15 protein-coding genes are annotated in these 15,175 nt (G+C 60.8%); 9 read left to right on the top strand and 6 right to left on the bottom strand.

Annotated elements, in window-relative coordinates; genetic code table 11:
- Nucleotides 1–63: 63 nt before the first annotated feature.
- Nucleotides 64–999, top strand: a complete 936-nt coding sequence (locus tag AS26_RS06875; protein WP_062307639.1) for a ketopantoate reductase family protein — start codon at nucleotides 64–66, stop codon at nucleotides 997–999.
- A gap of 63 nt (nucleotides 1,000–1,062) precedes the next feature.
- Here AS26_RS06875 and AS26_RS06870 read toward each other — a convergent pair whose 3' ends face one another.
- Both AS26_RS06870 and AS26_RS06865 read right to left on the bottom strand, forming a co-directional pair.
- Nucleotides 1,063–1,347, bottom strand: coding sequence for a hypothetical protein (locus AS26_RS06870; protein ID WP_062307636.1), 285 nt, complete (start codon nucleotides 1,345–1,347; stop codon nucleotides 1,063–1,065).
- A 110-nt stretch (nucleotides 1,348–1,457) separates the two neighbouring features.
- The gene (locus tag AS26_RS06865; protein ID WP_062307679.1) at nucleotides 1,458–2,477 is read right to left on the bottom strand and encodes a L,D-transpeptidase family protein; all 1,020 of its coding nucleotides are present in this window, start codon (nucleotides 2,475–2,477) and stop codon (nucleotides 1,458–1,460) included.
- Between the two features lie 364 nt (nucleotides 2,478–2,841).
- On the opposite strand from AS26_RS06865, the gene AS26_RS06860 reads away from it, so the two are divergent.
- Nucleotides 2,842–3,072 carry a hypothetical protein gene (locus AS26_RS06860; RefSeq protein ID WP_062307633.1) on the top strand — a complete coding sequence of 77 codons (231 nt, stop codon included), beginning with the start codon at nucleotides 2,842–2,844 and terminating at the stop codon, nucleotides 3,070–3,072.
- 49 nt (nucleotides 3,073–3,121) lie between these two features.
- Here the strand turns inward: AS26_RS06860 and AS26_RS06855 are convergent, their stop codons facing one another.
- Complete coding sequence (locus AS26_RS06855) at nucleotides 3,122–4,126, bottom strand: NADP-dependent oxidoreductase (RefSeq protein WP_062307630.1); 1,005 nt, start codon at nucleotides 4,124–4,126, stop codon at nucleotides 3,122–3,124.
- Nucleotides 4,127–4,224: 98 nt separating this feature from the next.
- Here AS26_RS06855 and AS26_RS06850 point away from each other — a divergent pair, with 98 nt between their 5' ends.
- The 7 genes from AS26_RS06850 (at nucleotide 4,225) to bioB (ending at nucleotide 11,393) form a co-directional block, all read left to right on the top strand.
- Nucleotides 4,225–4,953, top strand: coding sequence for an amino acid ABC transporter ATP-binding protein (locus AS26_RS06850; RefSeq protein WP_062307628.1), 729 nt, complete (start codon nucleotides 4,225–4,227; stop codon nucleotides 4,951–4,953).
- Entirely contained in the window at nucleotides 4,950–5,708 is a 759-nt protein-coding gene (locus AS26_RS06845; RefSeq protein WP_062307626.1) for an ABC transporter permease, read from the top strand. The genes AS26_RS06850 and AS26_RS06845 overlap by 4 nt, the downstream gene beginning before the upstream one ends.
- Complete coding sequence (locus AS26_RS06840; protein ID WP_062307624.1) at nucleotides 5,705–6,844, top strand: FAD-dependent monooxygenase; 1,140 nt, start codon at nucleotides 5,705–5,707, stop codon at nucleotides 6,842–6,844. The genes AS26_RS06845 and AS26_RS06840 overlap by 4 nt, the downstream gene beginning before the upstream one ends.
- A 181-nt stretch (nucleotides 6,845–7,025) precedes the next feature.
- Nucleotides 7,026–8,381, top strand: coding sequence for an adenosylmethionine--8-amino-7-oxononanoate transaminase (gene bioA / locus AS26_RS06835; protein ID WP_062307622.1), 1,356 nt, complete (start codon nucleotides 7,026–7,028; stop codon nucleotides 8,379–8,381).
- Entirely contained in the window at nucleotides 8,378–9,595 is a 1,218-nt protein-coding gene (gene bioF / locus AS26_RS06830) for an 8-amino-7-oxononanoate synthase (protein WP_062307620.1), read from the top strand. Before bioA ends, bioF begins: the two co-directional genes overlap by 4 nt.
- Nucleotides 9,592–10,335 carry a dethiobiotin synthase gene (bioD, locus tag AS26_RS13800; protein ID WP_083516010.1) on the top strand — a complete coding sequence of 248 codons (744 nt, stop codon included), beginning with the start codon at nucleotides 9,592–9,594 and terminating at the stop codon, nucleotides 10,333–10,335. Before bioF ends, bioD begins: the two co-directional genes overlap by 4 nt.
- Before the next feature lie 62 nt (nucleotides 10,336–10,397).
- On the top strand, nucleotides 10,398–11,393 hold the full coding sequence (gene bioB, locus AS26_RS06825) for a biotin synthase BioB (RefSeq protein ID WP_062307678.1): 996 nt from the start codon (nucleotides 10,398–10,400) through the stop codon (nucleotides 11,391–11,393).
- 105 nt (nucleotides 11,394–11,498) lie between these two features.
- On the opposite strand, the gene AS26_RS06820 is transcribed toward bioB, so the two are convergent.
- The 3 genes from AS26_RS06820 to AS26_RS06810 are packed head-to-tail and all read right to left on the bottom strand — an operon-like array spanning nucleotide 11,499 to nucleotide 15,080.
- The gene (locus AS26_RS06820; protein ID WP_245629655.1) at nucleotides 11,499–13,115 is read right to left on the bottom strand and encodes an AMP-binding protein; all 1,617 of its coding nucleotides are present in this window, start codon (nucleotides 13,113–13,115) and stop codon (nucleotides 11,499–11,501) included.
- Complete coding sequence (locus AS26_RS06815; protein WP_062307616.1) at nucleotides 13,087–14,673, bottom strand: acyl-CoA dehydrogenase family protein; 1,587 nt, start codon at nucleotides 14,671–14,673, stop codon at nucleotides 13,087–13,089. The genes AS26_RS06820 and AS26_RS06815 overlap by 29 nt, the downstream gene beginning before the upstream one ends.
- On the bottom strand, nucleotides 14,673–15,080 hold the full coding sequence (locus AS26_RS06810; RefSeq protein ID WP_062307615.1) for a MerR family transcriptional regulator: 408 nt from the start codon (nucleotides 15,078–15,080) through the stop codon (nucleotides 14,673–14,675). Before AS26_RS06810 ends, AS26_RS06815 begins: the two co-directional genes overlap by 1 nt.
- Between the last annotated feature and the right edge of the window lie 95 nt (nucleotides 15,081–15,175).

Here is a 15,175-nt window from a genome sequence, read left to right as displayed (position 1 = left end):
CTGAGGCAGATTCCATCAAGATGAGGGTGGCATCATGCGCTGCCTTGCGAGGGGGAATGGGAGTTGACAAGCGTACATCAGGTCACGCTGGTGGGGCTCGGCGCCATTGGAGCGAGTTACGGAGAGCGGCTGCTGGCGGCGCCGGGCGTCGAATTGCGGGTGCTCGTGGACGAGGAGCGAAAGCGCCGCTACGAACAGTCGGGGGTTCAGGTGAATGGCCGGCGGATCGACTTTCCGCTGATGGTCCCTGCGACCTCGGTCGAGCCGGCAGATCTGGTGATCTTTTGCGTCAAATATGACGATCTCGCCTCCGCCATCGAGATGGTGCGTCGCCACGTGGGCCCGAACACGGTGTTCATGTCTCTGTTGAACGGGATTGCGAGCGAAGACGAGATTCAGGCGGCGTTCCCCGAGAACGTCGTCCTCCACGCGATCAGTGTCGCCATTGACGCGGTGCGCGAGGGGCGCGACGTCAGGTACTCCACCTTGGGCTACATCTCGTTTGGCGACGCCACGGGGCGGCACGAGGACGCTGTCCGCGCGGTGCGAGGCGTGTTGGATCGGGCGGGAATCGCCTATGAGACGCCTGAGGACATTCTGCGGGTCGTCTGGTGGAAATTCATGATCAATGTGGGGATCAACCAGGCGTCAGCGGTGATGCGCGCGCCGTACGGGGTGTTTCAGCGGTCGGAGGACGCGCGCGAGGTGATGCGCATGGCCATGCGGGAAGTGGTGGCCATCGCGCAAAAACGAGGCATCTCGCTCTCGGAAGACGACGTGCGAGGCTTCGATGACATCCTGAACAGGATGTCACCAAACGGCAAGACGTCCATGCTTCAGGACGTCGAAGCCGGCCGGCCCACCGAGGTGGAGCAGTTCGCGGGCACGGTGATCCGCCTGGGCGCAGAACTCGGGGTGCCAACCCCCGTCAATCAACTGCTGTACCACGCCATCCGCACCATCGCGCCTCACGCGAAGATGTCTCTGGCGAGCGCCTAGTCCGTCACGCGGGCGCGGGCGTCCCAGCCGGCGCCGTACGCGCCCGCGGGGCCGACCGACGGGTCACCGAAGTTGGTAGTCCTCCGGTGTCTTCAACTCGCCCGCAAGCGCCTGCTCGATATCGATCCGGATGGCATCGTCGATGCCGGACATGCGGTTGCGGTAAAACCGCCGGCCCACGGCGTAGATTTCCTGGCGCAAGGACTCATCATCTGGGTGGTTGGGCAACTCCTTCAGCAGACGATAGTACTTGCTTTCGACTGAGTCCAGCTTGCGAATATAAAGATACAGGTAATAGCATCCGCCGAGCACGATCACAGCGGAGATCAGCCAGTACACGAACTTCATCGTTTCAAGCCTCCTGAAGGCGCGACATCACTTTTCTCCACCCTATCAGTTTACCTCGTCTCCATGCCGGAGATCCCGCTCGCGCGGGCATGTTCGCACAACCGACACAGTCAGGAGGTAAGCGGCGACGGGGTGATGGTGACGAGCGTGCCGATGTGCGTGTAGGCGAACACCTTTGCGGCAGCCGCGTAGGGCAGCTCCACGCAGCCGAGGCTCTGCGGGAAGCCGTACTTCTGGCGGATGAAGCCGTGCACCGCACATCCCTTGTAAAAGTAGCTGACGTAAGGCACGCCGGGATCGTCATACGGCGTGCCGTTCGGGTCTTCGCCCTTCATCTCCTGAGACGCATACTGCATGTACACGCCATAGGTCCCATACGGCGTGGGCGCTTGCGGGATGCCTGTGTTGCAGAGCGAGGTCAGAACGAGTTTCCCATTGACCCACAGTTGGAGCGTCTCCGGCAGCGCCGTGGTCACAAGGATGTAGCTGTACGGAACTTGGGGAGCGCTCTCGTCGGCCGCGAGCGATTGGGCCAGCGCCCGAATGACTTCAGGCCCTGCGATCCCGTCGACCGCGAGGTGATGTTGAGCTTCAAACGCCATCACGGCGGCTTCGGTGATGGGCGTGTCCTCATTGGCCGACCAGAGGGAGACCCATGCGTTCGGATGAACATACCGAAGCTTCCAGGTTCCTTGCAAGGGCTTGAAGGTCTGCGCGCGGGCACTCGCGGACAGGGCGAGCCGCACGGCCTGCGGAGATTCATGCGCGGACGGCGAAAACGCCGCGGGCAGGTAACCTAGGACCGCGAGAGATTCGTTGAGCCACAGCGCCTTCGGGCCGATATCGCCGACCCCTATCACGACGCCCGGGGCCCCGTGGTTGGATGGCTGGGCGGCACGCCCGGAGGAAGAGGTTTTGTTCTGGCTGCCGGCCGGGGATGGGGCCGCCGTCTGAGCAAGGTTCTGAAGGCTCTTCCAGTCCTGCTGCAGTGAATTCCACGCGGACGGCGGGACATTCGGGGACGGGAGTTCGGATTCTGCGCTCGTCGCACCGAGCGAGAAAGGCAGCGGACTGAGCCACACGCAAAACGCCAACACCAACGCGATCCAATGAATCCACCGTGTGCGCATGACCATCTCTCCGTCTTCTTCCGGCGAACACCTGGGGGTAAACCCACCGTCGTCGACAGAATCTTCTTCCATCCATATATACTCTACGGATTGCCAGCGTCACAAGCTGTCGAACGGTGCAATCGTGGCCGCAATTCTGGTGTATGCCGTTGAAACCGCCGCATGCGCGTTTTTGCCCACGCTTCACGAAATCGTCACGCGCAGCGCCGTCTCGGCCTTTCACCTCCTCCGAGATCGACGCCGAAGAACGCGCCTCTGTGACACCCGGCCCGTGCGACGAGCCGAAGGAGCTTTTGATGTTGATCACTTCTGTTCCATGGTATAATCGGGAATACCAAGTTTGTGCGGAATGCGGGGGCCAAGTGTGTTGCGTGCACTCACGACGTTGGCGAGAAGCCTGTTGACCGTCGTCACCGCAGCGGTCTTGTTCGCGTTCAGCTTCGAATTGGTCGGCATCGTGGCGTTCCGCTATCTGTACAACCCGCACGGCGCTATGGGACACGACATCGCACTCGTGCTGCACGTGCTTCTCTCCGCCGTCCTGGCGGCTTGGATGTACCGTCAATTTTTTCATGATCATCTTTGGCGCGTATAACAAAGGGCAAGCCTCGCGGCTTGCCCTCTTTCCATGGTTTCGCGTGGCTTCACGAGACCTTGACCACGAGCTTCCCAGTGTTCACGCCCGTGAACAGGCCGAGGAACGCCTCGATGGTCCGGTCAAAGCCCTCAATGACGGTTTCGCGCGATTTGAGCCTGCCTTCGTTGAACCACGTCTGCAGCTTTTGGAGTCCTTCCGGGAAGCGAGGGGCGTAGTCGCCTACAATGAACCCCTGCATCTTCGCCTTCCTGGTCAGAAGCAGCGGGCCAGGCCGGGGGCCGACGTCAGGCTTCTCGAGGTTGTAAAGCGCAATTTGGCCGCACAGCGAAATGCGCGCAAATTCGTTGATGCGCTTCAGCACCTCGTCCGAGACCGTGCCGCCGACGTTGTCAAAATACACGTCCACCCCGTCTGGGCAAGCCTGCTTCAGGTCCTCGGCGAAGGTGGGCGACTTGTAGTTGACCGCCGCGTCAAAGCCGAGCTCTTCGGTCAAAAAGCGGACCTTCTCGTCGGATCCGGCGATCCCGACGGCTCGGCATCCCAAGATCTTAGCGATCTGGCCGACCACCATGCCCACCGCGCCGGCGGCTCCGGATACGACGACGGTTTCGCCAGGCTTGGGATCGCACACGTCGATGAGGCCGAAATAGGCGGTCAAGCCGGTCATGCCCAACAGCCCGAGTGCGAGGGTCAGGGGTTGGGGCGCCGGATCGAGCTTCTGAACTTTCGCGGCGGGGACGACGGCATGGGTTTGCCAGCCCGTCTGGGTGAGCACGATGTCTCCTGGGCGCAGGTGTTCCGCCTTGGATTCCACAATCTCGCACACCGCACCGCCGGTGATGGGCTCATTCAACCGATACGGAGGCACGTACGATTTCACGTCGTTCATGCGCCCGCGCATGTAGGGGTCTACGGATAAGTACAGCGTTTTGACAAGCACCTGTCCGTCTTCAAGCGACGGGAGATCGACCGTTTCAAAGCGAAAACAGTCGGGTGTGGGCGTGCCCTGCGGCCGCTTGGCGAGGACGATGCGCTTGGCGGTGACAGTCATGGGAGCACCTCCGTCCAATTCGATGCACCAACGATTGGGGCACAATACGGATGCCCGGACCTCAGTATACACCATGCGGAGAGCGGAGGCGAAACGAGGTGGCTTCTCGCGCGGTCGAACTCAAGAACGTCGGATTTGAAACAGGGGGCCTGTGGCTGCTCCGCGGGGTGTCGGCCGAGGTGGACGTCGGGCAGACGGTGGCCATCATCGGCCCGTCCGGCGCAGGGAAGAGCACCCTGATTTCGCTCATCAACCTCATGCGCACACCGACCGAGGGCGAAATTTGGGTGCTCGGGCAGGAGGTGCGCGCTTGGCCTGTGCGCGAGCTCAGGCAGCGGGTGGGCATGGTGTTCCAGTCGCCCGTCATCTTTCCGGGCAGCGTGCGGGACAACGTGTTGTTCGGCCTCGAGCTCCATCGTCGACCGCCTCGGGATGTCGCGGAACTCCTCCAGATGGTGGATCTCCCCGCGCATCTCGCGGATCACGCGGCGGAGGATCTGTCCGGCGGCCAGAAGAGCCGCGTGGCCCTCGCGCGCACGCTCGCCATGGAGCCGGACATCCTGCTCCTCGATGAGGTGACGGCGGCCCTCGACGTGCACGCAAAGCGCGAGGTGGAATCGACCCTTCTTCGCCTGAAGCGGGAGCTCGGCAAGACCATGCTGTGGGTCACGCACGATCTCGACCAGGCGCGCCGCGTGGCGGACGAGGTCTGGTTCGTCGCGGGAGGAAGGCTTGTGGAACGCGGAACGCCAGCGGAGATCTTCAACGAACCGCGGAGTGAGGCGCTGAGGTCGTTTTTGGCGGAGGGCGGGGAGGTCAGGTCATGAGCTACGTGTCGCTTTCGTTCACGGTGCTGTTCGTCGCGCTCTCCATCGCGCTCTCGCTGTGGCTGCGCCTCGGCGTGGAGCGCGACATTGTGGTCGCCGCAGTGCGCGCCGCCGTACAACTCATCGTCATCGGGTACATCCTCAAGCTCGTGTTCGCCTCGCACCGCCTGGTCTTTATCGTGCTCATGGTCGCCCTCATCATCGCGGTCGCGGCCTGGAACGCGCGAGGCCGAGCCAAGGGCATCCCGGGGGCTTTTTGGCGGATCGCCTGTGGGCTTGTGGTGACGGAAATCCTGACCCAGGCGGTGCTCGTGGGATTCGGCGTGATCCCCTTTCAGGCGCGCTATGTCATCACGACATCGGGGATGATCGTCGGGAATTCCATGGTTGCGGCGGGCCTCTTGATGAATCGGCTGCGGCGCGAGGTGGAGAACGGTCGAAACGAGATCATGGCCATCCTGGCGCTTGGCGGGACGCCGCGGCAGGCGATGTATCCGCGGCTGGTGCAAGCTATCCGGGCCGGCATGATTCCGACCATCGATTCCACCAAGACGACGGGGCTCGTGCAGTTGCCCGGCATGATGACCGGTCAGATCATCGCGGGCCAGGACCCCGTGCAGGCGGTGCGGTACCAGCTGATGATCTTGTTCTGCATCTTGGCGGGATCGGCCGTGACGAGCATCGTGATTGGGTTCCTGACGTATCCGACCTTGTTCAATCGGTATCAGCAGCTGCGGGAGGACGTGTTGACGTGAAGCTCGGCATCGTGGGCGCGGGGGTCGCGGGGCTCGCCGCGGCTTTGGCCTGCGCTCGCGCGGGCATCGCGTATGACCTGATGGATCGCGCCGCACATCCGCTCGAAGGCGGCGTGGCGCTGACCCTGTGGCCGAACGCCCTTCGCGCGCTCTGCGATCTCGGCGTGGACGTCCGCGCCGAGGCGGGGTGGGTGCCCATGGAAGAGGGTGATATTGTCGACATGCGCGGGCGCACGTTATATCGCCTTCCGCTTCGATGGATGGAGGCGCGCTTCGGCTTTTTGCCGGTGTGTGTGCGCCGCGCAGAGCTGCTTCGGCGGATGCACGGCGCCGCGGGGAGTCCGCGCATCGAGATCCGCGAGGTGCGGCGTGTTGTCGAGATCGACCGGGGCGTCGTCGTGGCGTGGGATGGCGGCCGGATGGAATACGACGGGGTAGTTCTGGCCGACGGCATCCGCGGGGGCGCGCGCTCATCCGTCGTGGAGGCGCGCACGCGCCCGACCCACTACCTGGCCTGGCGCGGCATCGCGCGCGGCGTGGATGTCGGGCGGAGGATGCGGGAGATCTGGGGCCGCGGCTTTCGCTTCGGCTACGCCGCGATGGGCGCGGGCGACGTGTATTGGTTTGCCACCGTGAATCGCAGCCTCCTGGAGCGCGCGGGCGATGCGGCCGAAACCTGGCGCACGCTCGGGGCGCTCGCGGCGGAGAGCCCGCCGGAGGTGGCACGAATGATGGCGGCGACGCCGATGCAGGCGGTCTATACGCACGACATCTTCGATCTCGCCCCCGGCCTGCCCCTCGCCGTGGGACGGATGGCCTTGCTTGGGGACACCGCGCACGCCATCACGCCGAACCTTGGCTTTGGAGGCGGGCTCGCGCTCGAGGACGGCGCGGCGCTCCTGCAGGCCCTCGCGTTGTACCGGGTGGCAGAGGAGTCCGAGCGGCTGGCGGGGGCGCTTCAGACGTACGCGGCGGTGCGCAGGCGTCGCGTGGCGCGCATGGCGTACGTCACCCGCTTCATGGGCGATGTGATGCAGTGGGAAGGCAAGGCGGCGGGGCAGGCGCGGGATGTGTTGTTTCGCTCGCTGGCGCCGCTTGGCGACAGGCTCGTGTGGAGGTGGATGATGGGCGGGTGAGGTGTCGTTGGACCCTAAGGGGGCTAGATGCCTTGCATTCACGGAATTGATGCATGAGCAGCCCGGAAATCCATTCGTACACAGGAGCATAGTTCATATCTTCACAAAGAGCACTCATTCGACTAATATGTTAACTGGAAAAGATTTAAGAGTTGACGATTCGTGGACAAGAGGGTGGCGTATGCACGTGTATAGTGATTTGGTGGAAAAAAACAAAAAGTATCTATGGAATCCATTTACGCAGATGAAGGACTATTTCGACCACCGCCCCGTCATCATCGCACGAGGAGAGGGTCGCAGACTCATCGACGTAGATGGCAATGTGTACTGGGACGGTGTTTCGTCTCTATGGCTTAACGTACACGGACACAGGATTCCTGAGCTAGATGACGCTATTCGGCGACAATTAGAGGATATCGCTCATTCAACACTTCTCGGCCAAGCTAATGTTCCGGCCATACTCCTCGCAGAACGACTCGCTAAGATTGCGCCTACGGGTTTAACAAAAGTCTTTTTCTCGGATTCCGGCGCGGAGGCTGTGGAGATCGCACTTAAGATGGCGTATCAGTTTTGGCAGAATAAAGGAACGTGTTCAAAGAGTAAATTTGTAACCATGTGTGACGGCTACCATGGAGACACGATAGGTGCTGTCTCGGTGGGGGATATTGAGATCTTTCATGCGCGTTACGCGCCGCTCTTGTTTCAGACTTATAAGATCCCTTTTCCTAACAGCTATCGCAATCCGTACATAAGCTCTGATCCGGCTCTCGGAGCACTTCACGCTGTCGAGGAACTGTTTCAGAGGGAAGCTGACCAAATTGCGGCGCTCATTGTCGAACCAGTGCAGGGCGCAGGCGGAATTGTTCCGGCGCCAAAGGGCTTCTTAAAGGGACTGCGGGCACTTTGCGACGCCTATAACGTCTTGCTTATCGTTGACGAGGTGGCAACAGGATTCGCAAGAACTGGACGCATGTGGGCTTGTGAACATGATGGAGTTTCGCCCGACATCTTGACAATTGGCAAAGGGTTGACGGGAGGGTACTTGCCAGTTGCAGCAACGCTGACAACAGAACGAATTTACGCAGCGTTTTACGGAGAGTATGAGGAGTTCAAGGCACTCTATCACGGTCATTCATACACCGGCAATCAACTTGGATGTGCTTGTGCACTAGCAAACCTAGATCTGATAGAGAAAAATCGGCTGATCGACCATGTGAGGCAAGTAGCCCACATTGTCTCAATGCGTTTGAACGCGCTGCGCGATCATCCGAACGTTGGTGACATTCGGCAAGCCGGATTGATGATTGGAATTGAGCTGGTGGAAGACCGCGAGACGAAACGTCCGTTTCCGTTGACTACAAGGGCGGGGTGGCGCGTCTGCTGGAAAGCTAGGGAGCTAGGAATGCTTTTGAGACCTCTTGGAGACGTTGTTGTGTTTATGCCTCCGCTGGCGTCCACCGTGGATGAGATTCAGGAAATGACATCCATTCTCTGCGACGCGGTTGAACGCGGATTGAAGGAGGTCGCGGGGAAATGAAACAATTGGAAGAACGTATTCAGCACGAAGTTGCCCGTCTTCGCAAGGCTCGGCGAGAGCGTAGCCTAAGATCAAGTGTCATCCATGGAGCGCGCATGTGGTTAAACGGTCAGGAAGCGTTGCATTTCGCTTCTAACGATTATCTAGGGCTGAGCTTCGATCCAAGAGTTCGAGAGGCGGCGCAGGTAGCGACTATGCGCTATGGCGGAGGAGCTACTGGGTCACGCCTCATCTCTGGCAATCACCCGGAAGTCGTGATGCTGGAGGCGGAGCTAGCATCGTGGCACGGTGCAGAAGCTAGTTTGGTATTCTCGTCAGGCTACGCCGCCAATGTTGGTGTCATCTCTGCCCTCGCGCAACCGGAGGACGTCATTTTCTCTGACGAGTTAAATCATGCGAGTATCATTGACGGGTGTCGTATGACACGTTCCAAGGTTGTAATTTATAGGCACGCTGATGTAGATCATCTTTGTTGGTTACTCCGTAAGACGCGTTGTCAAGGCCAGCGCTTTGTGGTCACGGACGCTGTATTTTCAATGGACGGGGATATTGCGCCTATCGGAGATCTACTTGATGTTGCACGTCGCTTCGAAGCAGTGACCGTTCTGGATGACGCACACGGTGTGGGTGTATTGGGGACCCGCGGAGCCGGTACGCTCGAAGCCCTCGGAATACCTGTTGCCGACGACATAGTTGTCATTGGGACACTTTCAAAAGCCCTCGCGGCACAAGGGGGGTATGTGATAGGAAGACGCATTCTAATTGATTATCTCGTCAATCGATCGCGTTCTTTCATCTTTTCAACCGGCCTGGCGCCGTCATGCGCGGGAGCTGCGCGGAAGGCGCGGAAGATTGCAGAACATGAGGCGTGGCGACGAGAGAGGGCACTTTCGCTTAGCGATGCATTGCGCGTGGGTATCAGGGAACTCGGTTATCTAGTGCTGGATGGATCGACGACGATCGTGCCTGTAATTGTGGGTGACGAGCAACATGCCATCGCAATGTCTGATTTCTTTCTCAAAAAGGGGGTCTACGTTCCGGCCATTCGCCCACCCTCTGTCCCTGAAGGGCGGTGCCGTTTGCGTTTATGTGTGACTGCAGCGCACGAAATGACTGACATTGAACGCGTTCTAGAAATATTTGAAGAGTGGAAAGAAACCGCGTACAACGATTTCTTTGTGACGAGTCTTGCCAAAGGAGGTGAAAGGGGATGAAGGGGCTATTTATCATCGGTACCGATACAGGTGTAGGGAAAACGTGGGTTACGGGGGCTTTAGCTCGTGCGCTGCGTCGAAGGGGTTACGATGTTGGCGTGTGCAAGCCCATCCAAAGTGGAAATCTCAAGGACGACCCAGCGGGTGACGCGATGACGCTAAGGCGCCTGGCCGATGTTTCGGACAGTATCTCGGACATCTGTCTTTGTGCTCTCCCTCAGCCTGTGGCGCCTCAATTAGCGATGAGGCTTTCCAATGTAGACATTTATATGGAGGATGTCGTTTCCTTCTGCCGACGGGCATCTAACCGCCATGAATGGTTGTTTGTGGAAGGGGCAGGAGGGGTTGCTGTTCCATACGTGTCTGACGCCTGGGTTTCCGATGTGATCCGGGCTCTTGACCTGCCTGTTCGCATCGTTGCCAGGCCGGGTTTAGGGACGGTAAATCACTCGATCCTAACCATTGAATATCTCAGGAACCAGGATATCCGAGTTGTTGGTGTCGTGTTCAATAGAAGTAGCGCCCTCTGCACCGAAAATGACACGGATAGCCGTCTCATGGTTCTCTTAGAAGAGACAAATGCTAGTTATATTCGTGAATCAACCGGTGTTCCTGTATTCGGTACTCTTCCTCATATTCCCTCATTCACAGCTGATCTGGATATTGGAAGTCTTGTGGAAGAGAATGTGAATCTCCGCGGACTGCTTGAGTCTTTGGGTTCTGTGTATTCCGGCGATTAACTTCCGCTTCAACGACACGCTGGACGCAATCCATTTTGTTGTTCTTGGGGAGGATCTCAATGATGATGACAAAGGACTACACCTCTTGGGCTGACCTCGCCCATCGCGTCCTCGGCGGGCGCGCCGTGACGCGCCAAGAGGCCCTCGACGTGCTGCGGTCGAGCGACGACGAGCTGTTGGATCTCCTCGCCGCTGCCTTCTTGATCCGCAAGCGATACTTTGGCAAGAAAGTGAAGCTCAACATGATCATCAACGCCAAGTCGAAGATGTGCCCCGAGGACTGCGCGTACTGTTCCCAGTCCGCCATTTCCAAGGCGCCGGTGGCGAAGTATCCACTGGTGTCGAAGGAGGAGATCCTCGCCGGCGCGCGCGAAGCCGAGCGGCGCAAGGCCGGCACGTACTGCATCGTCATCAGCGGCAGGCGCCCGTCGGATCGGGAGGTGGAGCGCATTGCCGAGGCCGTCGAGGAAATTCGCGCCACGACGCGGCTCAAGATCTGCTGCTGCCTCGGGCTCCTCACGCCGGCCCAGGCGGAGCGGCTCGCCCAAGCCGGTGTGCACCGGTACAATCACAACCTCAACACGAGCCGAGATCGATATGCGGACATCTGCACCACGCACAGCTACGACGATCGCGTCCGAACGCTGGAGCACGTGAAGCAGGCGGGCATCTCGCCGTGCTCGGGGGTCATCTTCGGCATGGGCGAATCGGACGAAGAGGCGGTGGACATGGCCTTTGCGTTGCGCGATGTCGACGCCGACTCCATCCCGTGCAACTTCTTGAACCCCATCCCGGGCACGCCGCTCGAAGGCTTGGAGACCCTGGACCCACGGCGCTGCCTGAAGCTGCTCTGCATGATGCGCTTCGTGAATCCGTCGAAGGAGATCCGCATCGCCGGCGGGCGCGAGCGAAATCTGCGCAGCCTGCAGGTGCTCGGCCTGTACCCGGCCAACTCCATTTTCGTCGGGGACTATCTCACGACGCCCGGGCAGGCGCCGACCGAGGACTGGGCGATGATTGAGGACCTCGGTTTTGAAATTGAAGAATGTGCGCTGTGACGATGCGGAGTTGAACGTGGTGCCACGGCGTGGGCCGAGTCGGGAGGAAAGGCCGGGTGTGCGAGCGACGGGCGCGATGCGCAGGGGCCCGCCGCTCGACTCGGCTCACGTTTCTGCGAATCGGAGTCGCAGCTCTGCTTTATTCACCTTGCCGGCACTTGTCAGGGGTAGGTCGTCGACGAGGTGGATCGCGTCCGGAAGCCAGAAGCGGGCCAGGCGGCCATCCTCTACAGCCTTCTCCAGATGCCGCTTGACCGTCGACGCGTCAAAGGATTCCTCTGCAGCCAGGATGGCTATCGGGCGTTCTCCCCACCGTTCGTCTGGTCGCCCGATCACGGCTGCCATGCGGACGCCGGCGATTTCCGAAAGCAGCGACTCCAACACGCTAGGAATGATCCATTCTCCCCCGCTTTTGATGGCGTCCTTCACGCGATCGACGACTGTGAACGTGCCATCTCGGTGGGCGACGGCGAGATCGCCTGTGCGAAACCACCCATCCACGTAGGAACTTTTTGTCGCGGGCTCGTCGCCCACGTATCCATCCGGGAGCCAGGGACTTTCCACCCACAGTTCCCCCGCTGAGTGGCCGTCTGCGGGCAGTTCGCCGCCGTCTTCGCCGCGGATGGACATCCGCACCATGGGAATGGGGACGAGTCGGCTCGAGAGAGCCTCGAGATTGTCCCGCGACCCCGCGGTATGCGCGCTCACAGTCACAGCCGCGCAGAGCTGGTCCGATCCGCCATAGATCACGGAGTAGCGAATGCCCGCCTCGTAAGCCCGCGAGGCGAGGCCCAAGGGTAATTGCGATCCGCCGGTCAAGACCTTGAACCGTAGTTCACTTTTGCCCTCGTTGTTCATGGCGTCGAGCAGCATCAGAAGCTGGGTGGGCACCATGTTCGACCAAGTGACACCTTCTGCCTCGATGAGACGGATCTGCTGCGTTGGCGTTGCTCTGCCCGGTAGGACAAGTTTTAGGCCCAGATAGGGAGCGAAAATCGGTGCGCCCCAGGCGTGGATGTGAAAAAAGGGAATGAGCGGCATCACCACATCGTCTGAGGTGAGTTTTGCTCCGGTCTGATGCAGGGCAAGGTGGTGCGCGATCTGTAGCGGCGCCTGGACGATGTCGCGGTGGCGGTACCGCATGGCCTTCGGGTGGCCCGTGGTGCCCGTGGTGTGAAGCAGTGAATAGGGATCCGCGTCGATCACGCCAGCGTCAGGTGTCGATCCCGCCTCTGCTCCCGACAAAAATTCCTCGTACTCCAGCTCCGCGAGCCCTCGTGCCGCACCTTCATCGTCCGCAGGCCCTTCGCCGAGCCAGACGATGTGGTGCACAAGAGGACTTAGCGCCTTCACCACCGACGCCATCGCGCGGTTGGCAAACAGGATTCGGTCCTGACCTTGGCGAACCATGTGCACAAGTTGATTCAGAGGCAAGCGGAAGTTGAGCGGATGCGCGATGGCCCCCAGCATGCTTGCTGCGTAATGCAACTCAAACGCTTGATGGGAATTGACGTCTAGGATGCCAATCACGTCGCCACGTCCTATGCCCATCGCTTGCATGGCATGAGCCGCCTTCACAGCGCGCTCCCAGGCTTCTGCGTATGTGATGCGAACTTGATCACTCACGAGTTCGGTGGTGCCATGTTTCCACGCTGCGTCGAATAGGATTTCATGGAGGACGCCCCGGCGCACCTCACATCCACCCCCAAACGGACGAATCATAGAACGCCCAGGACGGGTACTCCTCGCGGGCGAGAAAATGAGAGAGATACAGCTGGCCCAGTTTCTCGTACCGCTCTCCTGCGGTTTCGGCGAGTCGGTACAGGCTCGATGCCTGCGCGAGATCCGCCACGGCGCGGAGGACCGACTTCGCGTGCCACTCCGCCTCGGGGCGAGGGAGAGCGCGCAGCGCCGCCACCTCCTGGCGCACCCTGTCGATCGCTTCATGGGCGTTCGGTGCGATGCGAAGCGGCGCCGCGATGTGGGCGATCACGTCGTCCCCATGCCCGAGCTTGAAGAGCGTCTCCAAGAAGTCGAGCGCCTGGATGTTGCTCGGCCCTTCCCAGATGGGCGTGATGAGGGCCTCGCGGTGCCAGCGGGCGATGGCGTACTCCTCCAGGAAGCCGAGGCCGCCAAACAGTTCCATGGCCATCGCGGTGAGGTGCGCCGCGTGATCCGCGGTGCGCGTCTTGGCAAGATGGGTGAAAAACCGTGCGAGGTGATACTTCGGGCTGTACGGCGGGCGCTCGTGCCACGCCTGATCGAATAAGTCGATGGCCTGAAACGTGAGCGCAAGCCCGCCGGCGTGGCGGACGGCGAAGTCGGTGAGATCGCGCCGAATGAGGGCGTGATCGTGCAGGGCGTGCCCGAAGCTGCGGCGATGGCGAACCCGGTGCATGACCTCGAGAAGCGCCTTCTGCACGATGCCCATAGCGCCGGCCGCGTTGGCGAGCCGCGACACGGTGAGGTTCTCGAGCGTGTAATAGATGCCGAGGTGGGGGTCGCCGATGAGAAACGCCTCCGTATCGGCAAATTCCACCTCGCCGGACGGCACGGCGCGCGTGGCGCTTTTATCCTTCAGGCGCCGCACGTGGAAATTGAGGCTCCCGTCCTTGCGCAGCCGCGGCACGAGAAAGAGGGCGAGCCCTTTCGGGCCACTCGGCGCGCCTTGTGGCCTCGCGGTGGCGATGGCGTAGTCGGTGAGGCCGGCGCCACTCGCGAAGTACTTGTCTCCCGACAGCCGCCACACCTCGCCGTCGAAGCGGGCGGAGGTCTGGTTGGCGCCGAGATCGCTGCCCCCTTGCACTTCGGTCATCCACGTGGCGCCAAACGCGCGGCCGGAGAGGAGCGCTTCCTTCCATTCGGCGAATTCCGGCGCGTATTTGTGAATGGCGTAGGCGACTTGGTTGGTGATGGTGAGCACGCAGTAGAGGCCGGGATCGCCGATGAGGTAGCCGTACGCGAAATGGTGGTGCCAGGAGTCGCCGTCGTAGGGCGGGCGATTGATAAAGGCAAGCGCTTTCAACAGGGCGAGGTGGGAGGGAGAGAGGCGGGCGCGATCGATGCGCTTGCCGTCGAGGTTGTGCTGGACGAGCACGGGCGGGGCGTCGTGATCGACGTGATACACCGTCTCGTACACTTCGCGGCCGGCGATGGCGCCAAAGCGGGTGAGATCCGCCTCATGCGCCTCGAAGTCGTGCCAAAAGTGGCGGAGCACGTCCTGGAGCACGATGTCCTGCGAGAAATGATTGGTCCCATAGGCGTACGAAATCGCGCGCATCAATCGTCACACCCTTTCGGTTGACGCGGTTTCAGCTTGGCGTCGAGCACGCGTTGAAGGCGGTTTCGCGTCGCGATGAGCTCGTCGTGCAGGGCTTGCAGTTCCGCAATTTGCGCCTCCACCTGGCGCAGTTTTTCGTCGCCTCGCCGGAGGACTTCGCGCAGCTGCGTGATTTCGGTCGGATCGGCATCGTACAGATCCAGCATCTCGGCGATTTCAGGGAGGCTGAATCCGAGGCGGCGCCCGCGCAGGATGAGCTGGACCCGGACGCGATCCCGCTCGTTGTAGAGGCGCCTTGCACCCCGGCGCACGGGTTTCAAGAGCCCGACATCCTCGTAGTGGCGGAGGGTGCGCGGGGTGATGTCGAACATGTCGGCGAGATCTCGAATGGTGTAATAGCGGCGCATCGGCATGCACCTCGCCGCGAGATGACGAGAATTTGAGCTCAATATACTGAAAAATTACGTGCGCGTCAACGGGGGAGCAAGGCCATGTCCGTGTC

It is taken from the genome of Alicyclobacillus sendaiensis NBRC 100866, assembly GCF_001552675.1.
In the GTDB taxonomy this organism is placed as follows: Bacteria; Bacillota; Bacilli; order Alicyclobacillales; family Alicyclobacillaceae; genus Alicyclobacillus; species Alicyclobacillus sendaiensis.
This window is presented reverse-complemented; position numbering and strand designations above follow the sequence as displayed.

Coding starts and splice junctions, on each gene's coding strand:
- bioA (WP_062307622.1), top strand. CDS start 7,026: ATGCACGTGTATAGTGATTTGGTGGAAAAAAACAAAAAGTATCTATGG.
- AS26_RS06870 (WP_062307636.1), bottom strand. CDS start 1,347: ATGAAGTTCGTGTACTGGCTGATCTCCGCTGTGATCGTGCTCGGCGGA.
- bioD (WP_083516010.1), top strand. CDS start 9,592: ATGAAGGGGCTATTTATCATCGGTACCGATACAGGTGTAGGGAAAACG.
- bioB (WP_062307678.1), top strand. CDS start 10,398: ATGATGACAAAGGACTACACCTCTTGGGCTGACCTCGCCCATCGCGTC.
- AS26_RS06820 (WP_245629655.1), bottom strand. CDS start 13,115: ATGATTCGTCCGTTTGGGGGTGGATGTGAGGTGCGCCGGGGCGTCCTC.
- AS26_RS06855 (WP_062307630.1), bottom strand. CDS start 4,126: ATGACTGTCACCGCCAAGCGCATCGTCCTCGCCAAGCGGCCGCAGGGC.
- AS26_RS06845 (WP_062307626.1), top strand. CDS start 4,950: ATGAGCTACGTGTCGCTTTCGTTCACGGTGCTGTTCGTCGCGCTCTCC.
- AS26_RS06865 (WP_062307679.1), bottom strand. CDS start 2,477: ATGCGCACACGGTGGATTCATTGGATCGCGTTGGTGTTGGCGTTTTGC.
- AS26_RS06815 (WP_062307616.1), bottom strand. CDS start 14,673: ATGCGCGCGATTTCGTACGCCTATGGGACCAATCATTTCTCGCAGGAC.
- AS26_RS06810 (WP_062307615.1), bottom strand. CDS start 15,080: ATGCGCCGCTATTACACCATTCGAGATCTCGCCGACATGTTCGACATC.
- bioF (WP_062307620.1), top strand. CDS start 8,378: ATGAAACAATTGGAAGAACGTATTCAGCACGAAGTTGCCCGTCTTCGC.